A 15,528-nucleotide genomic window follows, 5' to 3' on the forward strand; every position below is an offset into this window, starting at 1 on the left:
CGGGTGATCACAAGCGTTCGCACAACGGAACAGATGGAATGCAGCGACAAATCGCAAGCCATACGCAGGATAGACAGCGAGAGATTCAACTGCCGCATACAGGCATCGTAGTGCTGATTGGTCCATCGAACAGCGGAAAGAGTACACTGCTTGCAGAACTTGTGGAAAAGGATGTCATCCGCGCTACCGAGATCGTCTCGTCCGATCAGTTCCGCATGTTGGTAGGCGACGACGAGTATGTGGAATGGAGGCATCGGCCTCGTAGTGAAGCGGATGTGTTGTATGCAGATTACCAGCAAGTATCGGCCAAAGCATTTGAAGCGATGGAAGCCATACTCGCCACACGTTGTCGTCTGAACAAGCTGACCTGGGTGGATGCGACTCATCTGTATCCCGAGGATCGCGGACGGTTAATCGAGCTGGCACGCAAATCCCATGTCCCTGTTATCGCGGTAGTACTGGATGTACCGGAGCATGTATTACTTGAACGTGATGATCAGCGTAAACATCCGCGTGGCCGTCAACGCGTAAAACAACAGGCACAGCAATTCAAACGTACGCTGCGTGCGATCCGTGATGAAGGATTCGATGCCAGTTATGTGCTGAAACATCCATATCCTGTGACCTTTGTACGCACAACGAATCCGTTGATGTTAGACATGGGAGCGGGGATTGATATCATTGGCGATATCCACGGTTGTTATGATGAAATGATAGAAGTTGTTCAACGTATGGGATACGTCGCTGAACAAGAAGATGGCTTGATGCGCCATCCCGAAGGGCGGAAACTCGTTTCTGTCGGGGATGTAAGCAGCCGTGGGCCGGAATCGTTACAATGTTTGCTTTTCTGGCAGCAGCACTGTGCCGCTGGTCTTGCTTATATGGTTGACAGTAACCATGGCTGGAAAATTGCACGTTATCTGGACGGCCGTGATGTCACCTTAAGTCATGGGGATGAACGGGTGGAAGCTGAATTGCTCCAGCTTGAACAGGAACAAGGCAGTGAAGAGGCCACTAGGGTAAGGGAGTCGTTGAAGCATTTTCTGCTGAATGCACCTTCTCATCTAGTGTTTACACGGAATGGAGTAAGACAAGTGGTTGTCGCCCATGCCGGGATACGGGACCATTTTATCGGCAAACAGTCGAAACGCATTCAGGATTACTGTCGATATGGCGATGTGGAAGGAACGGATGATAAGGGGCGGCCCGTACGTAAAGACTGGTACGTGGATCATACGTCCGGTGAATGCATTGTCTGGGGACATGATCCAAGGCCATACCCTACGATTGTGAATGATACGGTGAATATCGATCAGGGGGTTGTGTTTGGCGGTATGCTCACGGCGTGGAGAATGCCGGAACGGGAGAGTGTTAGTGTACCGGCGAAGCAAGACTATGCCCAAGATCCAGACAGTCCGTTGAAACGCTGGAATCAGCAACGGTTTGCACCGCCCAACATCCGCAAGTTCAAGGACGGTTTTACCGTTCAGACGGGTTCGCGGTTGAATGTCGCTGTGCAGGGAGAAGTGGCGCAGACGGCACTGGATACCTTTTCTCATTTTACCGTGCCACTGGAGGAGCTCGTCTATATCCCGCCAACGATGAGTCCGCCGCCGGGTGAATGTTCGGTAGAAGGTTTTATGGAGCATCCGCGAGATGCATTCCGTTATTACCGTTCTCAGGGCGTGACCCGTATGGTAGCAGAGAAAAAACATATGGGTAGCCGAGCGATACTGCTTCTGTTCCGCGACGAACAGGCTGCATCGCAGCGAGTAGGCAGACCGATGTTGGGGAGCATCGTGACACGTACAGGCCGATCCTTTTTTGATCCCGAGACAGAACAGAAGGTGCTCACCAGATTACATGCAGACTTGACCGTAAGTGGTTATTTTGAACGGTATTCCACCGAATTTGTATTGCTGGATGCAGAGATTGTACCTTGGAACCTGAAAGCGCGGGAGCTTATTGCATCTCAATATGCGCATGTCGCTGAGGCAGCGCAGATGGATCGCAGCATTGTGATGGACAAAATTCGCGAGGCTATGAGCGCGGGCCGCCACGTTGCGGACTGGTTACAGGAAACAGAGGTTAAACTGGCGAATGCGCAGACATTCCGGGATGTGTTCCAATATTATTGCTGGGATGTGCAGGATATTGCTGACATTCGCATTGCACCGTTTCATACGCTGGCTCACAGTACGGGAACCTTCTGGGAGCGTACACATGAGTGGCACATGCAACAAAACCGTGAGCTGGCTCAGTTGTCGTCGTTGATGATGGAGACGGAATACCGGATTATTGGGGATGAAACGGATGAGGAAGAGGTCATTCGCTGGTGGGAGGAAATGACGGCTGAGGGACATGAGGGGATCGTCATCAAACCGGAGACATTCCGCAGCTGGAATGGTAACAAAATGATGCAGCCTGCGCTCAAAGTTAGAGGACGTGCCTATTTGCATCTCATCTACGGCATGGATTATTTGGCTCCTGAGCATGTGTCCCGTCTTCGCAAACGTAAAACGTCCAAAAAGGAGCGACATGCTCTACTTGAAAGTGCTTTGGGCATGGAAGGGATCGAACGTTTTGTGCGAGGAGAGTCCGTAGAACGAATTCATGAATGTGTGCTCGCCACATTATCGCTGGAATCGGAACGCGTAGATCCTCGTTTGTAGGTCGTGGTTCATGAACGAACTTGAAAAGGAATGTAATTGGATGATTTTCCATCCAGTTCCATTCCTTTTTTGCGTTGTACAGTTTTATCGGTATATACCGTTTGTACTTCGCTTTCTTTCTTTGTTTGGTGAAGCCTAGTGTTGGTGTTTTTGTATAAATAGCACCTTTACATGCACCGATAGTAATGGTGAGTTTTCCAATAAAAGGACTCAGAAAGGAAGCGAAGACCATGTTTAAACGGGTAGAAAATGAATTGGAGTTTGCCATGTTCAATGGGATATGGACAACGGTATGGAATGAGAAAGGATTTGAGTTTGAGTTCTCAGAGGTGTTTCTGGAAAGATATGTGGTGGTTACGGAGGAAGGCCATTATGTAGGTTCGATTGAAATCAAACCTTACGCCGAAGATAGTTCCATGAACGAAATCGGTCCCTTTCTGGAGCATCCATTGATTCAGGCAGAGATGGGGCATATTGCAGAGATCGATAAACTTGCTATTTTATCTACCTTTCGGGGGCGATATGTTACTGATTTATTATCTGCGATCGTTCATTATGCAGAGAGGCACCAGATTAGTTATTACGCCATGTTACTTGAACCGGTGCTGATGAGAGCTTTGCGCATCTCTTACCATGTGCCGATTCAGAAAGTCGGGGGAAGAGTATTCTATAAGGGGGAGGATGTGATCCCATCTATTGTGAATGCTCGGGAAGTATATATGAATAAGGAACGGTTTACATGGCTCATTGATCCAAGACATAATGTGATAAAAAAATACAAATAACTTCATGTAACAACATTAATTCGACATTATTTTTGTTGTGTTTAGTGTATATTTTCATTAAAGTCGCTATTTCAGCGACTTTTTTTCGTTCCCAGACAACAGTGCTTATCTCAATATATAAATTGCTTTATGGTATAATAACGAGTTAAGAACAGGAATTTTTTGGTCAAGACGGTTTTTTTTCTAAAAGTGACGGGTTAAACTCTGGATGAAATGATAGGGTGATCGGGATGAGAAGACTTGAGTCTGGTATGTCAGTGGACAACGAATGTTTTTCTGATATTTTAAGGTATGAAAACGAAACGATAAGCGGAACGACCGTAACAAACTCGAATGTTGGTTCGCCTATATTCTGGAATTGCACTCTGCATCAGCTTGTATTTGATACCTGTGATCTTACGAATGCGAGATTTTTTGAAGGTAGCACAGTGGATCAATGTACATTTATTCGGTCCGACTTGCGCTCTGTTGGTATTGGCAAGAACGAAGCCGTGTTCACCAATTGTGAATTTACCTCCTGTGATCTGAGAGGCATGACTTTGGAGAATGCTACGTTTATCAATTGTACCTTTGTTAAATGTAGATTCAATGACCGGATTTTACAAGCTGCGAATATCGTCAATTGTTCCTTTGCTGGCAAGTTAGTGGATATTACGTTTGAGGGAAATGGTAAACAGAAGCTAATCGTCAATTTAGAAAACGGCATCCTTGACGGTGTTCGTTTTGTAGGCTGTGACCTGACGCAATGTATTCCGCCGAAGTCCAAAAATCATCTGTATATGGAACAGGTATCCGTAGTTGTAAAAAATGCTTTGGCGAAGCTAGACGATAACCCTAATCTATCTGACGATGAGCGGAAAATACTGGTACGCAGTCTGCGCAAGCTTGACGGTATGGAACAATATATTTTTAACACCGCATATATGAAGAAGATATATGGTGATGTTTTTGTTGAGCGATTTTTCAGTAGTCTGGAATCATATTAGTTGCATGGTATGATGAAAATGGAGGCCTAAGGGCCTCTTTTTTTGTAGCAAAGATGGGATTATGGAATCAGTCTAATAAACCAAAGCCCTATATCTAATCTGTCTATTCTAGGTAATAATTATAAGAGAAGTTAATAGCATTGGAATCTCACTACGTAACGAGGGGGTAACCTGTATGGCGTCATTGATTTTGCTGGTGAAACAGACGGAGGACGATGAAAAGGTTATTTATCGATTCGGACCGAATGAGCGGAAGATGGGCCTCATTGAGATGAACAAGATCAAGGAAAGTGTGAAGGAACTAGAGCCTGTGCAAGTGGATGGAATCAGTCCCAGCTTTTTTTTCAATAAGGCAGCTCAGTGGCTGGTACGATGTTTGTTCAGAGAAGGCGGCAAGTTTCCAGACCGAACCACGGTTGAATCATAGTCTTTCGTAAGTCTTCTCATAAGAAGGCCGACAGACCATTGGGATAGTATCAGGTGATAACAGAATTGGCGTATCATAGAAGAAGTCCAAGTGCAACGACTCATCGCTGCGCTTGGACTTCTTTGTATTAGATATACGTTTAATTAGGGATGTGAGCTTAGTTAATTATTAGAACGTTTTGGCATATGAAATCAGTGCCGTAATCGTAATAATGTTCAGTAGAGTGGAGATCAGCACCGTCTGGGCAGCAAAATCAGGTTCGTTGTCATATTCCTCCGCAAGAATGGAAGAGTTGACTCCGGTAGGCATGCCTGATGCGATAATGAGTGCCTGAGCCGCTATGCCTTCCAGTCCGAGCAGCAGCACAATGCTGATCCCGATTGCCGGACCAATCAGCAGACGTAGAAATGTGCTAATATACACATCAAGACGATATAAGCGAATCGGGTATTTCACGATTTGTGCCCCGAGTGTCAGCAGTGCAACGGCAACCATGCTTTGCTGTGCATAGGTGAGTGGCATGGACAGAAATGTAGGCAAAGGCAGCTTCCACGCCTGAAACAAAATCCCTAGCAAGAGCGCATAAGGTACAGGCATTTTCAGAAATCCAATGATGACTGCGCGGTAGTTTCCTTTGAGTTTCGCACCTTGGATGGAGAGAACACCGTATGTGAAGGTGAGCAAAGACTGCAAGGACATGACCAGTGCCTGAATGGAAGAGGCGAGCGGGTCACCCCGGAATACCAGTGCGTTAATCGGTAGACCATAGTTGCCTGCGTTATCCAGCATGATACTATTGTTGAAGGCGGCTTTCATGCCTTTGTTCATACGGAACGAGCGGGATACTACAGAGCCTATAATATAGAGAATGAGTACATAGATCGCGTAAAAAAGCGTAACCGTGCCAAGCAGCTCACCGGACATATTCGAGTGATACATGCTCATAAAGACGGCTGCGGGGGTAATACAATAGAAATTGATTTTGGCGAGGGTGTACAAGTCCAGCTTGAACACCTTTTGCATCCAGGACCCGACAGCGATCAGGAGAAAGACGGGCAGGACGACTTCTAACATGATGTCTGCAATCATTGGTTCAGCTTCCTTTTTCATGAAAATTTCAGTTCTTTACGGAAAACACTTCGATCATTATATCATTTTATACACAGCTGCAATGGCATTTGATCAAAAAAGTTCAGGAGGTGTTTCCTTATGATCCCGGATCATCTGGATACTGGCTTATCGATTTTGTTTATTGGATTCAATCCCAGCATTACCTCGGGAGAGACTGGTCATCATTATGCGTACAAAGGCAATCGTTTCTGGCGCATTCTGGAGCGTTCCGGGTTAACCCCGCGTTTATATGATGCAACAGAGGATGGTGAACTATTGAAGCTGGGATATGGTTTCACCAATATCGTAGCCCGTCCAACGAAAGGCATTGAGGATATTACGAAGGAAGAGTATGCGGAAGGGCGCGAGATTTTGCGGAAAAAGCTGGAAACATACCGGCCGGATATCGCTTGTTTTGTCGGCAAAGGCGTATATACCCAGTACAGCAAACGCTCCAAAGTAGAATGGGGACTCCAGGATGACCCGGTTGTGAAAGAGATTCAGGAGTTCGTTGCGCCTTCATCCAGTGGACTTGTACGCATGTCGATGGATGAAATTGTGGCAATCTATGCCCAGCTTGCGGATTTTGTGGCCGAGAAGAACGGTGCAGAATAGGAAAAATCGGCGTACTTCACGATATCATTCGTAGATTTGAGTTCACCCCGTTCCGGTGATGGCCGGAGAGGGTGGATTCTTTTTTTTTGACGATAAAGTGAGAGATTTAGGGAGCAACTTCCGTCTATATAGTACAGAACCATGCATGGACGCTGTAGAGAAGGGGGATTACATGACACATCTGATACCAGAGGAGGAACTGATTCAGCGCATTATAGATGGGGATAAACAGCTGTTCAGCGTGCTCGTGGATCGATATAAAAATAAAGTCTACGGCATCATACGCGGAATGGGCGCAAGTCACCCGGATGCGCAGGATCTCGCACAGGACACATTTATTCGGATCTATCGATATATGCCGACCCGTAGAGAAGGCAGCAGTTTCTCGGCTTGGGTGTATACCATTGCGGTGAACATCATGAGGGATCATATGCGGAAAAAGAAACCGATGATGACCGCCGATCAGGAGATCGAATCCGTCAGTGAAGACACACCTGAGAAACGCTTGCTACACAAGGAGATGAAGCGGGAAATCCATCTTCAGCTTGAACAGTTGCCGGAAACGTATAAGCTTGTACTGCTCTTGAAATACACCAATGAGTTGACCTATGAAGAGATCGCCACAATTACAGATATGAATGACGCACAAGTGCGTAATGCACTCTATCGAGGGAAGAAAATGCTGAGAAAGCAGATGGAACGTAAAGGAGGTTTATCGACCTATGAAGCCTATTTCAAGTGAGCAGGACAAGAAGCAGGATCGCAAGTGGGAAGAGGAGCTGTTCCGCGAGGGGCCGGATGTAGATTTTACATTACAAGTGATGCAGAAGCTGGATCATGTGTCTATGGAAGAGCCTCATGTGCAGGTACCATGGGAAACCAAAAAGTCGCATAAGAGGACATGGATTTATCGAACGGGAATCGCTGCAGCGGTTGCGGTACTGATTGCAGGAGGAGCTTGGGCTGCTTGGGATCAGACAAAGGAAAAGCCAGCTCAGCCGCCTGTAAACGCCGTAAATATTCCTCCTTTGCCCAACATTCCTGTCCCGGAAGTTCTGAGATATGCCAACTTGTCAGACGACTACAAACGGCTTCAACCGCTTGGGCTTGTCGTGAACCCGAACATTGATATCGATGATCAGGGGTACAAACTCAAGATTGAAGATGTGCTTGTAGACGGTTCCCAACTTATACTTATGTTGCAGCAAACGGCACCTGATGGCACTGGAATGTATCTGCTGGGCTCGAAAGTGGAGGATATCCACATTACAGATGAAAAAGGTAATCATGTTGCTGAGCTTGCACGTGATACAAGGCAAGGGAATGGTTCTTTGAATAAGCTGGTGTTTCAGTTAGATCGAGACATCCCTGATGAAATCACGGTTCGTGGAGATTTCGGGCATTTAGATGTAGGAGATGGCTATGGCTATGATGTGAATACCAAAACCTATACGGACAAAAAGGTCTCCGTAGACTGGAGCTTTCAGTTCAAACTGGATATGACCCAAGCCAAAGTGATGTCCAAAGAAACCCCGATGAATGCGTCCTATACAACACCGGAAGGGCTGGAACTGGCTATGACACAATTGGTGCAGACGCCAAACGGAACCCGGCTTGATCTGGAAGTGAATCTGAACGACGAGCTTCGCGCTAAAGCAGGAGAAGATTGGGCAAGGGACATGGATATTCTGTATCATATTGAAGTGAAGGACACGGGGGAGTATCGTATTTTCAACGGGGGCAGACCCAATGCGCGACAGGCCAAATTCCGTTATCGAGATTTAAGTCAAGTGAGTTCAGGAGGCCCACTTAAGATATCGGAGACGTGGGACCCGTCTTTGGTGACACTGAATGCAGACAATATTCGCTTTGTCCTGGACGGTTACACGATACCTGTGAAAGAGGGACAGACGATGGACGTTGATCTGGATAAGGCCAAGAAAGACGTCAACTTCCATACGTTTGCTTCATTTAATCACCTTGGGGATCAAATCGAATTGTACCGGTTTAATTATCAGCGTGGACTGTCAGCGGATGACCAAACAATCGGTGGATCGGGGAATGAAACTTCTCTTGTGCTGGAAGGAAGCGGTTTGTTCCAAAATGAGTTTTATGGTGATCATTGGCTTGCAACAGATTCTGCAGGGAAAGAGTATCCCGTTGAGATCATGGGGATTAGAAACCCGGCCAATCTGAATGAACAGTATGTTATCGATGATGTGAAGCTGATTGTCATTGGTTTTAACAAGGATAAGGGGACGAAATTGACGTTAAAACGAACCGTGGTGCATCGTGATTTCGGGGATGTGGACTGGAAAGTAAACCTGGCGAGTGATTCAAGTATGCCTTGGGATCAATAAACCTCTTCAATTATGAATTATAAAGAAAAGAGCCTAGCATCATTAAGAATGCGAGGCTCTTTTTTGACGTAGATAAACCATTAAGCCGAATCTCTTGGAATCAATGTGGTGGATAACATAACCGTCTCTTTCGGTGTACCTGGGCGTTCGATTCGACGCTTCAAAGCCTCGACGGCTCGTTGCCCAAGTTCCTCTTTGCACAAATGTACCGTAGTCAGCGGGGGAGATGAGGTGGCAGCGGTGTACACATTGTCAATTCCGATGACCAGGCAATCCTTAGGCGTGGATAATCCCATTTGCTGAAGTTTGTGCATCCACTGTAAGGCGATATCGTCATTCGCCCCAATCCACGCATCGGGGCGTTCTTCAGCAGGAAGTCGCTCGATGGTGTCAGCGAGCTTGTTCACCCATTCCCCGTTTTCATAGGCTACATTCCAAGCTTGAAAGCCCACTTCTTCCCTTACCTCGGTATGAAAATGATTCAAAGCCAGCTCGATTCCAATCTTACGCTGTGCAAAACTTGCGGCACGTCCGTCATCGGTAATCAGACCGATGCGTCTGCATTGCTTCGACAGGAGATATCTGGCCGCAGTAATGCCAGCTTCCAGATTATCATGACTGATCGTATCACAGTTCAGCAAAGGCTCCTGATGATCGACCAAAATCATGGGGTGGCCTGTCTGTACCAGTGTTTGCAGCACGGTATGCGGAAAAGCGCCCATAACGATAATTCCGGCACAGCGCGTCCAATCGAGATGAGGTGCGATGGCTTTTTCAGGTGAAATCTCCTTGCCCGGCAAGTCCAGTGAAGGTGACACAATGACGTGATGCCAGCCTTGCTCGTTACAGCCAGAGATGATGCCTGACAGCACACGCTGCCAATAGTGCGGCTCACCCCGGTTAAGCTGATTCATACATATTAGGGCAAATGGAGGTTCGATTGCATGAGCCTTATTGGTATTGGCAGTATGGCTCGCCGAGCCGGGTATATTCTGGCGATACCCGAGTGCACGGGCAAGTTCCAGAACCCGTGCACGCGTAGATTCGCTTACACCGGTTTTACCGCTGAGCGCGCGGGACACGGCATATTTGGATAACCCCAGCTGGTCAGCCAGCGTCTGGATCGATACTTTTCGAGACATATGATTACTCCTTTGATGTACAGATGGATAAACCTGATTTTATCAGTAGGTAAATGACTTGTGTCATATGGGTAGCCGATTGAATAGGAAACTGATTAATTGTGAATTGACGTGCTTACATGGAACAGGTAAACTTACAGGATAATAACGTTATTATAAATTATAATAACGAAAATAACAACAAAATAACAACAGTCCTATTGAAAGGTTATTCTGTCATTGGAGTGCAGATGTAAACTCTTTAGTTGGGCTAACTTATAAAAAAGGAGAGGACTCCCATGGATCAGTTCAGATTACCTAAAATTCCGATGCCCGAGTTGGAATTACCCCAAGCTGTTCGTGATGTTTTGGCTGAAGCGGATGAGCATTTGAAGCACAGACCGAAGCTGCTGGCTCAGTTCCATAATTGTTTTCCGAATACGCTCGAAACGACCACCAAGCTGTTAGATGACGGTACAACCTTTGTTATTACGGGAGATATCCCCGCCATGTGGCTCCGGGATTCGGTGGAGCAAGTGACCCATTACGTTCCGCTGGCGAAGCATGACGCGCAGTTGCAACGGATTATCGGAGGGCTGATTAAACGGCATACGTTCTATGCGGATATAGACATCTATGCCAACGCTTTTAACGAAACGGACAATGGCTGGCACTGGGACGCGAATGATGAGACAGAAATGTCACCTTGGGTATGGGAGCGGAAGTTTGAGCTGGATTCGTTGTGTTTCTCCATGAAGCTGGCCTATACATACTGGCGTGAGACGGAGCTTACAGACATCTTTGATGAACGTTTTAAAAAGGTCATGGAGCAGATCATGCACCTGTGGGAAACGGAGCAACGGCATATAGAGCAATCCCCGTATCGATTCATGCGCCGTAACTGCCCGGCGCACGATACACTGCGTAACGAGGGAATGGGGATGCCAGTAAACTATACGGGCATGATCTGGTCGGGCTTTCGCCCAAGCGACGATGCCTGTGATTTTCACTACAATATTCCGTCCAATATGTTCGCCGCGGTGACGCTGAGCCAGATGGGGGAGATTGCAAAATGGGTATTCCGTGACGAACAGCTGGTGAGCCGTATGGCGCGCCTGGAGGAGGAAATTCGCCACGGCATTGCCCTGTATGGTACCTACCGTCATCCGGTGTATGGTCAGATTTACGCTTATGAAACGGACGGGTATGGCAACGTCTGTCTAATGGATGATGCGGGCACACCAGGACTGATGTCGATTCCGTATATCGGATATGTTTCCGTGGGTGATGTGGTGTATCAGAATACACGGCGTTTTATTTTGAGTAAAGAAAATCCGTATTACTATGAAGGAACAGCGGCCAAGGGCATCGGTAGCCCGCACACGCCTCCAGGGTATATCTGGCATATGGCATTATCCATGCAAGGACTAACGGCAGACAATGACGCGGAGATGCTCGCCATGATTGATTTGCTGGAGAACACCGACGCGGGAACGGGGTATATGCACGAAGGTTTTCATGTCGATGATCCGGATACGTATACGCGTCCATGGTTCGCATGGTCCAACAGTTTGTTTGCGCAATTGGTGTACAAAGCGATGAAGAAGCGTATTTTGTAGGTGAATAAAAACAGCCGTTCCAATGTTGGAACGGCTGTTTTCCTTATGCTGCTGGAGCCTTCGTTACTTGAATAACTTATACCAGTATAAAGTGGTATCGATATTAGGGGTATAGGACTGTTTGAGTGTGTCGGCTCCACCTAGTACAAAGCCCTGTTTTACATAAAATCGGCATGCACCCAGATTGTCATCTTGTGCTTCGAGGGACATTCCGATAAGATTTTTTTGTTTTGCCCATTCTTCTGCTTTATTTAAGAGCAGCTTTCCGACTCCGCTGCCTCTATACTCTTTTTTCGTAGCAATGTTTTCAATATAACAGAAGCGATTCCAATCCTTAATGATTCTAATCTGTCCTATACAAACTTGATTCATATACGCTAAAAACAACATTTTATCGTCCTGGTTGATATATTCGTCCCAATCCAGTTTGTCATCTGGAAAACGCGTTTCCTTCGGCTCATCAAAAAGAACTTCTTCATAGGACCATTGTCCAGATTGTAAACTGGGGATGATTTTACCGAATAACGTAAAATCATCGTTAGTCGTATGGATATCATCCACTAAGTCCGCATTTAATGGAGAAATCATAATTTTACTTTCACTATCCAATAAGACTCACTTCCTTTTATGGCGATTGAAAATATTTATTTAAACAACATTAACCCTAATCTTGCTCAAGCTCAGGATGACGGACCTGTTGTTTTCAGTAAATCTGCAATAAGCACCTTTTGTCCGGTACGTGCGCTTTCGAGGGACGCGAGAACCATAGCCATGCTGTACTGGTTGTCACTGCAGTCCGTTTCGGGCAGTCGATTTTCTTCAAGTGCAGCAAACATCTCTTCAAGACAGCCGTGGTGTCCGGTTTTGTCCATTACAGGCAGTTCGGTTTCGATTCGTTCAGTGCGCTGGAGGAAAGATGGTTTGCCATCAGCCTCCAGTGCGAGTGTGTTGACCGCTTCAGCATAGATGTCGTCATGACCATCCCAGATGGCGGTTCCCTTTTCACCTGTCACGCGCCAGTTTGCTTCCCAGGATGTAGGCACGCCCTCGGTACACCAGGACCCCCGATAATCGAACACAGACCCGTCGGACATTTCGAAAATGCATATCGCCATCGCATTGCCCTTATACCAGGAACCTGGAGGATTGAATTCGTGACAGTACACCGACACCGGATCTGCACCGAGGATATAACGCGCTTGATCAAAGGTATGTATCGCCATATCCAGCAAAAGCGGGCTGTCCATGAGGTCGCGGAAACCGCCAAAGTGTGCTCCGATAAAGAAGTCTGCTCCTGCATATCCCGGCTTCCCAATCGTTCCGCTGGAAATGAGCTGCCGATAGGCACGGATGCGAGGATCGAACCTGCGGTTCTGCATCACCGCTTGAATACGTCCCGTACTGCGGGCAGTTTGCACAATGTCCGTACAGTCCGAGAAGGATTCTGCCAGCGGTTTTTCGCCAAAGACGTGGCAACCGGCCTGTAGCGCGGTCATCGCAATATGATAATGGCTGGAAGGGATGGTCACATCAAATACGATGTTGGCATCGACAGCTTCAAGGGCATCACCAATATTAGTAAAGGTTGGACAGGATAAATTGTGTCGCTTGGCAAAAGATGATGAAGCTTCCTCGTAGAGATCAACGAGTCCCACGATTTCCGTATCTGGTCGTTCTTTGGCATAGTCCGCCCAAGTGTTTGCCATTGCCCCGCAACCTGCGATGATAACCCGATAAGGGTATGTCATGTGCTCAACTCCCTCATATAGATGCATAGATGTTATTGATCCATGTTATAAGTTATTGTTCCATGCGAGAAGTGCATGTGATTGTGACGAACATTTGTATTTTATGGGCACATGAGTAACTGAGTCTTTCAGTCTTCATGCCGTTATGTCTTTACACCGGATTGGGCACAAAGCTGCCCCCGCGGCAATGTTTTAAATAATTCAACGCATGTACTTGCCCGGTCATCTCAAGTTCGTCCCGGTACACCGGATCATGCCAGCCTTCAATGTCGATGGTGCCCTGGTAACCGTTCTGGCGCAAAATGGTGATGATATCTGCCCAATTGCTGTCTCCAAATCCTGGGGTGCGATGCCAGACAAATTCATTCGGTCCATGTACGCCGTGTTCTTTGACAATATCCCAGGCAATGGTTGCGTCTTTGCCATGCACGTGGAACACTTTCGGAGCCCATTTGCGAAGCTGTGGAATCGGGTCAATCAAGCTGACCATCTGGTGACAGGGTTCCCATTCCAGCCCCACATTTTCATCAGGAACGGCATTAAACATCATTTCCCAAGCGGTCGGGTTATGGGCGATATTCCAGTCGCCGGTCTGCCACGTTCCACCCATATCACAATTTTCAAAAGCAATGCGTACACCTCGGTCTGCCGCCCGTCGTGCCAGTTCACCGAACACTTCCTTGAACCGTGGAATCGATTCGTCAATCGGTTGATTGGTCAGACGTCCGGTAAAGCCGGAGACGATATCTGCCCCAAAAAGCTGTGCGTGGTCAATGACTCGCTCCCAGCTTGCCAAGGTGTCAGCGTTATCCCCTGTGCCGGTGAGCGGATTACCAAATACACTTACAGCCGAAATGGTGATGCCTTGTTCGTCAACGATATCGCGGACACGCTTGGCGGTTTCTGCCAGATCAAGGTTGCCCGTGCTTTGCCAGAACGTCAGGTTAAAGGATTCGAAGCCATGTTGCATAATCTGCGGAATGACCCGAACGGCATCATGGCCGCCTACAAGGGTTCCGATACGAATGGATGGATTCATGGTTGTAATTCACTCCAATATTGGCTTATAGTACTTCGTGACACACTCATTATAGCCTTGGATCTAAGGGAAGGCTCTAAACAATTTTGTGCTTTATTAGTCGGATTTTGTGGTAAGGGGGAAAAAACCATGCTGGACTTGAAAGCGCTTCACGAAGATACGCGAATTGATCATAAATCTCATCCGTTTCAGTTATTCCAAAATCGCTGTTCTGCGAAAAAAATGGAAGAATGCATTTTATATTTGCACTGGCATGAGCACTTTGAATGGATCATTATGCGTAAGGGGAGAGCGGTATTTCATATTGATAGCCGACCTTATGAAATTGAGGCTGGAGAGGTTATTATCATTCCGGGTGGTGCCCTGCATGTTGGATACGCGTTGGATGAAGGAGATGTGCATTATGACTCGGTTGTGGTCAATCGTGCGTTATTTCAGGATTTTACGAGCGATCCAGTTCATGAGCAGTATGTTGCGCCTTATCTGGAAGGCAGTGTGCGGTTTCCGGTCAAACCAGCCGCAGAGAATGCAGCCTGTGCCGGGTATTATTCTTTATTAAATGAAGCTGTGGAAGAAATGGCGATGCAACCTCCGGCGTACCAGCTTGTAGTGAAGTCCAAGCTACATGCGTTATTTACGCTCATGGCCCGGACGTTTATGCCGCATCAGTTGCGGGATCGAGCGGGTGCAGTGTATTTTCCTAACCGCGAGCGGTTCAAACAGTTGATTGCACAGATTGAGGCTGATCCGCAGGAGAAATTGTCGGTTGGTGAAGCGGCAAGCCAAGTGGGGTTGAACGTATATCATTTCTGCAAAATGTTCAAAAAGCTGACCGGACGTACGCTCGTAGAATACGTAAACGGATGCAGAATGAGTGAGGCTGAGCGCTTACTGCAAGGCAGCAACCTCACAGTCACGGAAATCGCAGCTCAGGTGGGATGTGACAATGCGAACTATTTTACAAAATTATTCAAGCAGTACAAAGGCATGACGCCTTCGCAGGCAAGGGGAATGAAGGAAGGGTGAGGGGAAGGGCGGGAAGATGC

Annotated in this window: 14 protein-coding genes; 9 read left to right on the top strand and 5 right to left on the bottom strand. The window is 47.1% G+C overall.

What is annotated here, in order from left to right; all coding sequences use genetic code 11:
* Nucleotides 1–38 precede the first annotated feature (38 nt).
* The 4 genes from M3629_RS15410 (at nt 39) to M3629_RS15425 (ending at nt 4,870) form a co-directional block, all read left to right on the top strand.
* Nucleotides 39–2,672, top strand: a complete 2,634-nt coding sequence (locus M3629_RS15410) for a polynucleotide kinase-phosphatase (RefSeq protein ID WP_251508140.1) — start codon at nt 39–41, stop codon at nt 2,670–2,672.
* A 230-nt stretch (nt 2,673–2,902) separates the two neighbouring features.
* Nucleotides 2,903–3,457, top strand: a complete 555-nt coding sequence (locus tag M3629_RS15415; protein WP_251507918.1) for a GNAT family N-acetyltransferase — start codon at nt 2,903–2,905, stop codon at nt 3,455–3,457.
* A gap of 230 nt (nt 3,458–3,687) precedes the next feature.
* Nucleotides 3,688–4,443 carry a pentapeptide repeat-containing protein gene (locus M3629_RS15420; RefSeq protein ID WP_251507957.1) on the top strand — a complete coding sequence of 252 codons (756 nt, stop codon included), beginning with the start codon at nt 3,688–3,690 and terminating at the stop codon, nt 4,441–4,443.
* A gap of 175 nt (nt 4,444–4,618) precedes the next feature.
* Complete coding sequence (locus M3629_RS15425; protein WP_090917806.1) at nt 4,619–4,870, top strand: hypothetical protein; 252 nt, start codon at nt 4,619–4,621, stop codon at nt 4,868–4,870.
* Nucleotides 4,871–5,038: 168 nt separating this feature from the next.
* Here the strand turns inward: M3629_RS15425 and M3629_RS15430 are convergent, their stop codons facing one another.
* A complete protein-coding gene (locus M3629_RS15430) occupies nt 5,039–5,959 on the bottom strand; it encodes an AEC family transporter (protein ID WP_090917808.1) in 921 nt (306 codons plus the stop codon).
* A 120-nt stretch (nt 5,960–6,079) separates the two neighbouring features.
* Here M3629_RS15430 and M3629_RS15435 point away from each other — a divergent pair, with 120 nt between their 5' ends.
* The 3 genes from M3629_RS15435 (at nt 6,080) to M3629_RS15445 (ending at nt 8,955) form a co-directional block, all read left to right on the top strand.
* The gene (locus M3629_RS15435) at nt 6,080–6,595 is read left to right on the top strand and encodes a mismatch-specific DNA-glycosylase (RefSeq protein WP_251507986.1); all 516 of its coding nucleotides are present in this window, start codon (nt 6,080–6,082) and stop codon (nt 6,593–6,595) included.
* A 172-nt stretch (nt 6,596–6,767) separates the two neighbouring features.
* The gene (locus M3629_RS15440; RefSeq protein ID WP_251507988.1) at nt 6,768–7,337 is read left to right on the top strand and encodes an RNA polymerase sigma factor; all 570 of its coding nucleotides are present in this window, start codon (nt 6,768–6,770) and stop codon (nt 7,335–7,337) included.
* Entirely contained in the window at nt 7,318–8,955 is a 1,638-nt protein-coding gene (locus tag M3629_RS15445; RefSeq protein WP_251507990.1) for a hypothetical protein, read from the top strand. Before M3629_RS15440 ends, M3629_RS15445 begins: the two co-directional genes overlap by 20 nt.
* An 80-nt stretch (nt 8,956–9,035) precedes the next feature.
* Here the strand turns inward: M3629_RS15445 and M3629_RS15450 are convergent, their stop codons facing one another.
* Nucleotides 9,036–10,097, bottom strand: a complete 1,062-nt coding sequence (locus tag M3629_RS15450) for a LacI family DNA-binding transcriptional regulator (protein WP_251507991.1) — start codon at nt 10,095–10,097, stop codon at nt 9,036–9,038.
* A gap of 278 nt (nt 10,098–10,375) precedes the next feature.
* Between M3629_RS15450 and M3629_RS15455 the strand changes: the two genes are divergently transcribed.
* Nucleotides 10,376–11,695, top strand: coding sequence for a glycoside hydrolase family 125 protein (locus tag M3629_RS15455; RefSeq protein ID WP_251507994.1), 1,320 nt, complete (start codon nt 10,376–10,378; stop codon nt 11,693–11,695).
* Nucleotides 11,696–11,758: 63 nt separating this feature from the next.
* Here M3629_RS15455 and M3629_RS15460 read toward each other — a convergent pair whose 3' ends face one another.
* From M3629_RS15460 to M3629_RS15470, 3 genes are all read right to left on the bottom strand, one after another.
* Complete coding sequence (locus tag M3629_RS15460; protein WP_251507996.1) at nt 11,759–12,304, bottom strand: GNAT family N-acetyltransferase; 546 nt, start codon at nt 12,302–12,304, stop codon at nt 11,759–11,761.
* A 71-nt stretch (nt 12,305–12,375) separates the two neighbouring features.
* Nucleotides 12,376–13,443: a Gfo/Idh/MocA family protein gene (locus M3629_RS15465; RefSeq protein WP_251507998.1), complete on the bottom strand. Its 1,068-nt coding sequence runs from the start codon at nt 13,441–13,443 to the stop codon at nt 12,376–12,378.
* Nucleotides 13,444–13,594: 151 nt separating this feature from the next.
* Nucleotides 13,595–14,482 carry a sugar phosphate isomerase/epimerase family protein gene (locus tag M3629_RS15470; protein ID WP_251508000.1) on the bottom strand — a complete coding sequence of 296 codons (888 nt, stop codon included), beginning with the start codon at nt 14,480–14,482 and terminating at the stop codon, nt 13,595–13,597.
* Nucleotides 14,483–14,611: 129 nt separating this feature from the next.
* Here M3629_RS15470 and M3629_RS15475 point away from each other — a divergent pair, with 129 nt between their 5' ends.
* Nucleotides 14,612–15,508: a helix-turn-helix transcriptional regulator gene (locus M3629_RS15475; protein WP_251508002.1), complete on the top strand. Its 897-nt coding sequence runs from the start codon at nt 14,612–14,614 to the stop codon at nt 15,506–15,508.
* Nucleotides 15,509–15,528 lie beyond the last annotated feature (20 nt).

This window comes from Paenibacillus polysaccharolyticus (genome assembly GCF_023714295.1).
Lineage (GTDB): Bacteria > Bacillota > Bacilli > Paenibacillales > Paenibacillaceae > Paenibacillus > Paenibacillus polysaccharolyticus_A.

Coding starts and splice junctions, on each gene's coding strand:
- M3629_RS15470 (WP_251508000.1), bottom strand. CDS start 14,482: ATGAATCCATCCATTCGTATCGGAACCCTTGTAGGCGGCCATGATGCC.
- M3629_RS15410 (WP_251508140.1), top strand. CDS start 39: ATGCAGCGACAAATCGCAAGCCATACGCAGGATAGACAGCGAGAGATT.
- M3629_RS15450 (WP_251507991.1), bottom strand. CDS start 10,097: ATGTCTCGAAAAGTATCGATCCAGACGCTGGCTGACCAGCTGGGGTTA.
- M3629_RS15430 (WP_090917808.1), bottom strand. CDS start 5,959: ATGATTGCAGACATCATGTTAGAAGTCGTCCTGCCCGTCTTTCTCCTG.
- M3629_RS15465 (WP_251507998.1), bottom strand. CDS start 13,443: ATGACATACCCTTATCGGGTTATCATCGCAGGTTGCGGGGCAATGGCA.
- M3629_RS15455 (WP_251507994.1), top strand. CDS start 10,376: ATGGATCAGTTCAGATTACCTAAAATTCCGATGCCCGAGTTGGAATTA.
- M3629_RS15420 (WP_251507957.1), top strand. CDS start 3,688: ATGAGAAGACTTGAGTCTGGTATGTCAGTGGACAACGAATGTTTTTCT.
- M3629_RS15445 (WP_251507990.1), top strand. CDS start 7,318: ATGAAGCCTATTTCAAGTGAGCAGGACAAGAAGCAGGATCGCAAGTGG.
- M3629_RS15425 (WP_090917806.1), top strand. CDS start 4,619: ATGGCGTCATTGATTTTGCTGGTGAAACAGACGGAGGACGATGAAAAG.
- M3629_RS15440 (WP_251507988.1), top strand. CDS start 6,768: ATGACACATCTGATACCAGAGGAGGAACTGATTCAGCGCATTATAGAT.
- M3629_RS15415 (WP_251507918.1), top strand. CDS start 2,903: ATGTTTAAACGGGTAGAAAATGAATTGGAGTTTGCCATGTTCAATGGG.
- M3629_RS15475 (WP_251508002.1), top strand. CDS start 14,612: ATGCTGGACTTGAAAGCGCTTCACGAAGATACGCGAATTGATCATAAA.
- M3629_RS15435 (WP_251507986.1), top strand. CDS start 6,080: ATGATCCCGGATCATCTGGATACTGGCTTATCGATTTTGTTTATTGGA.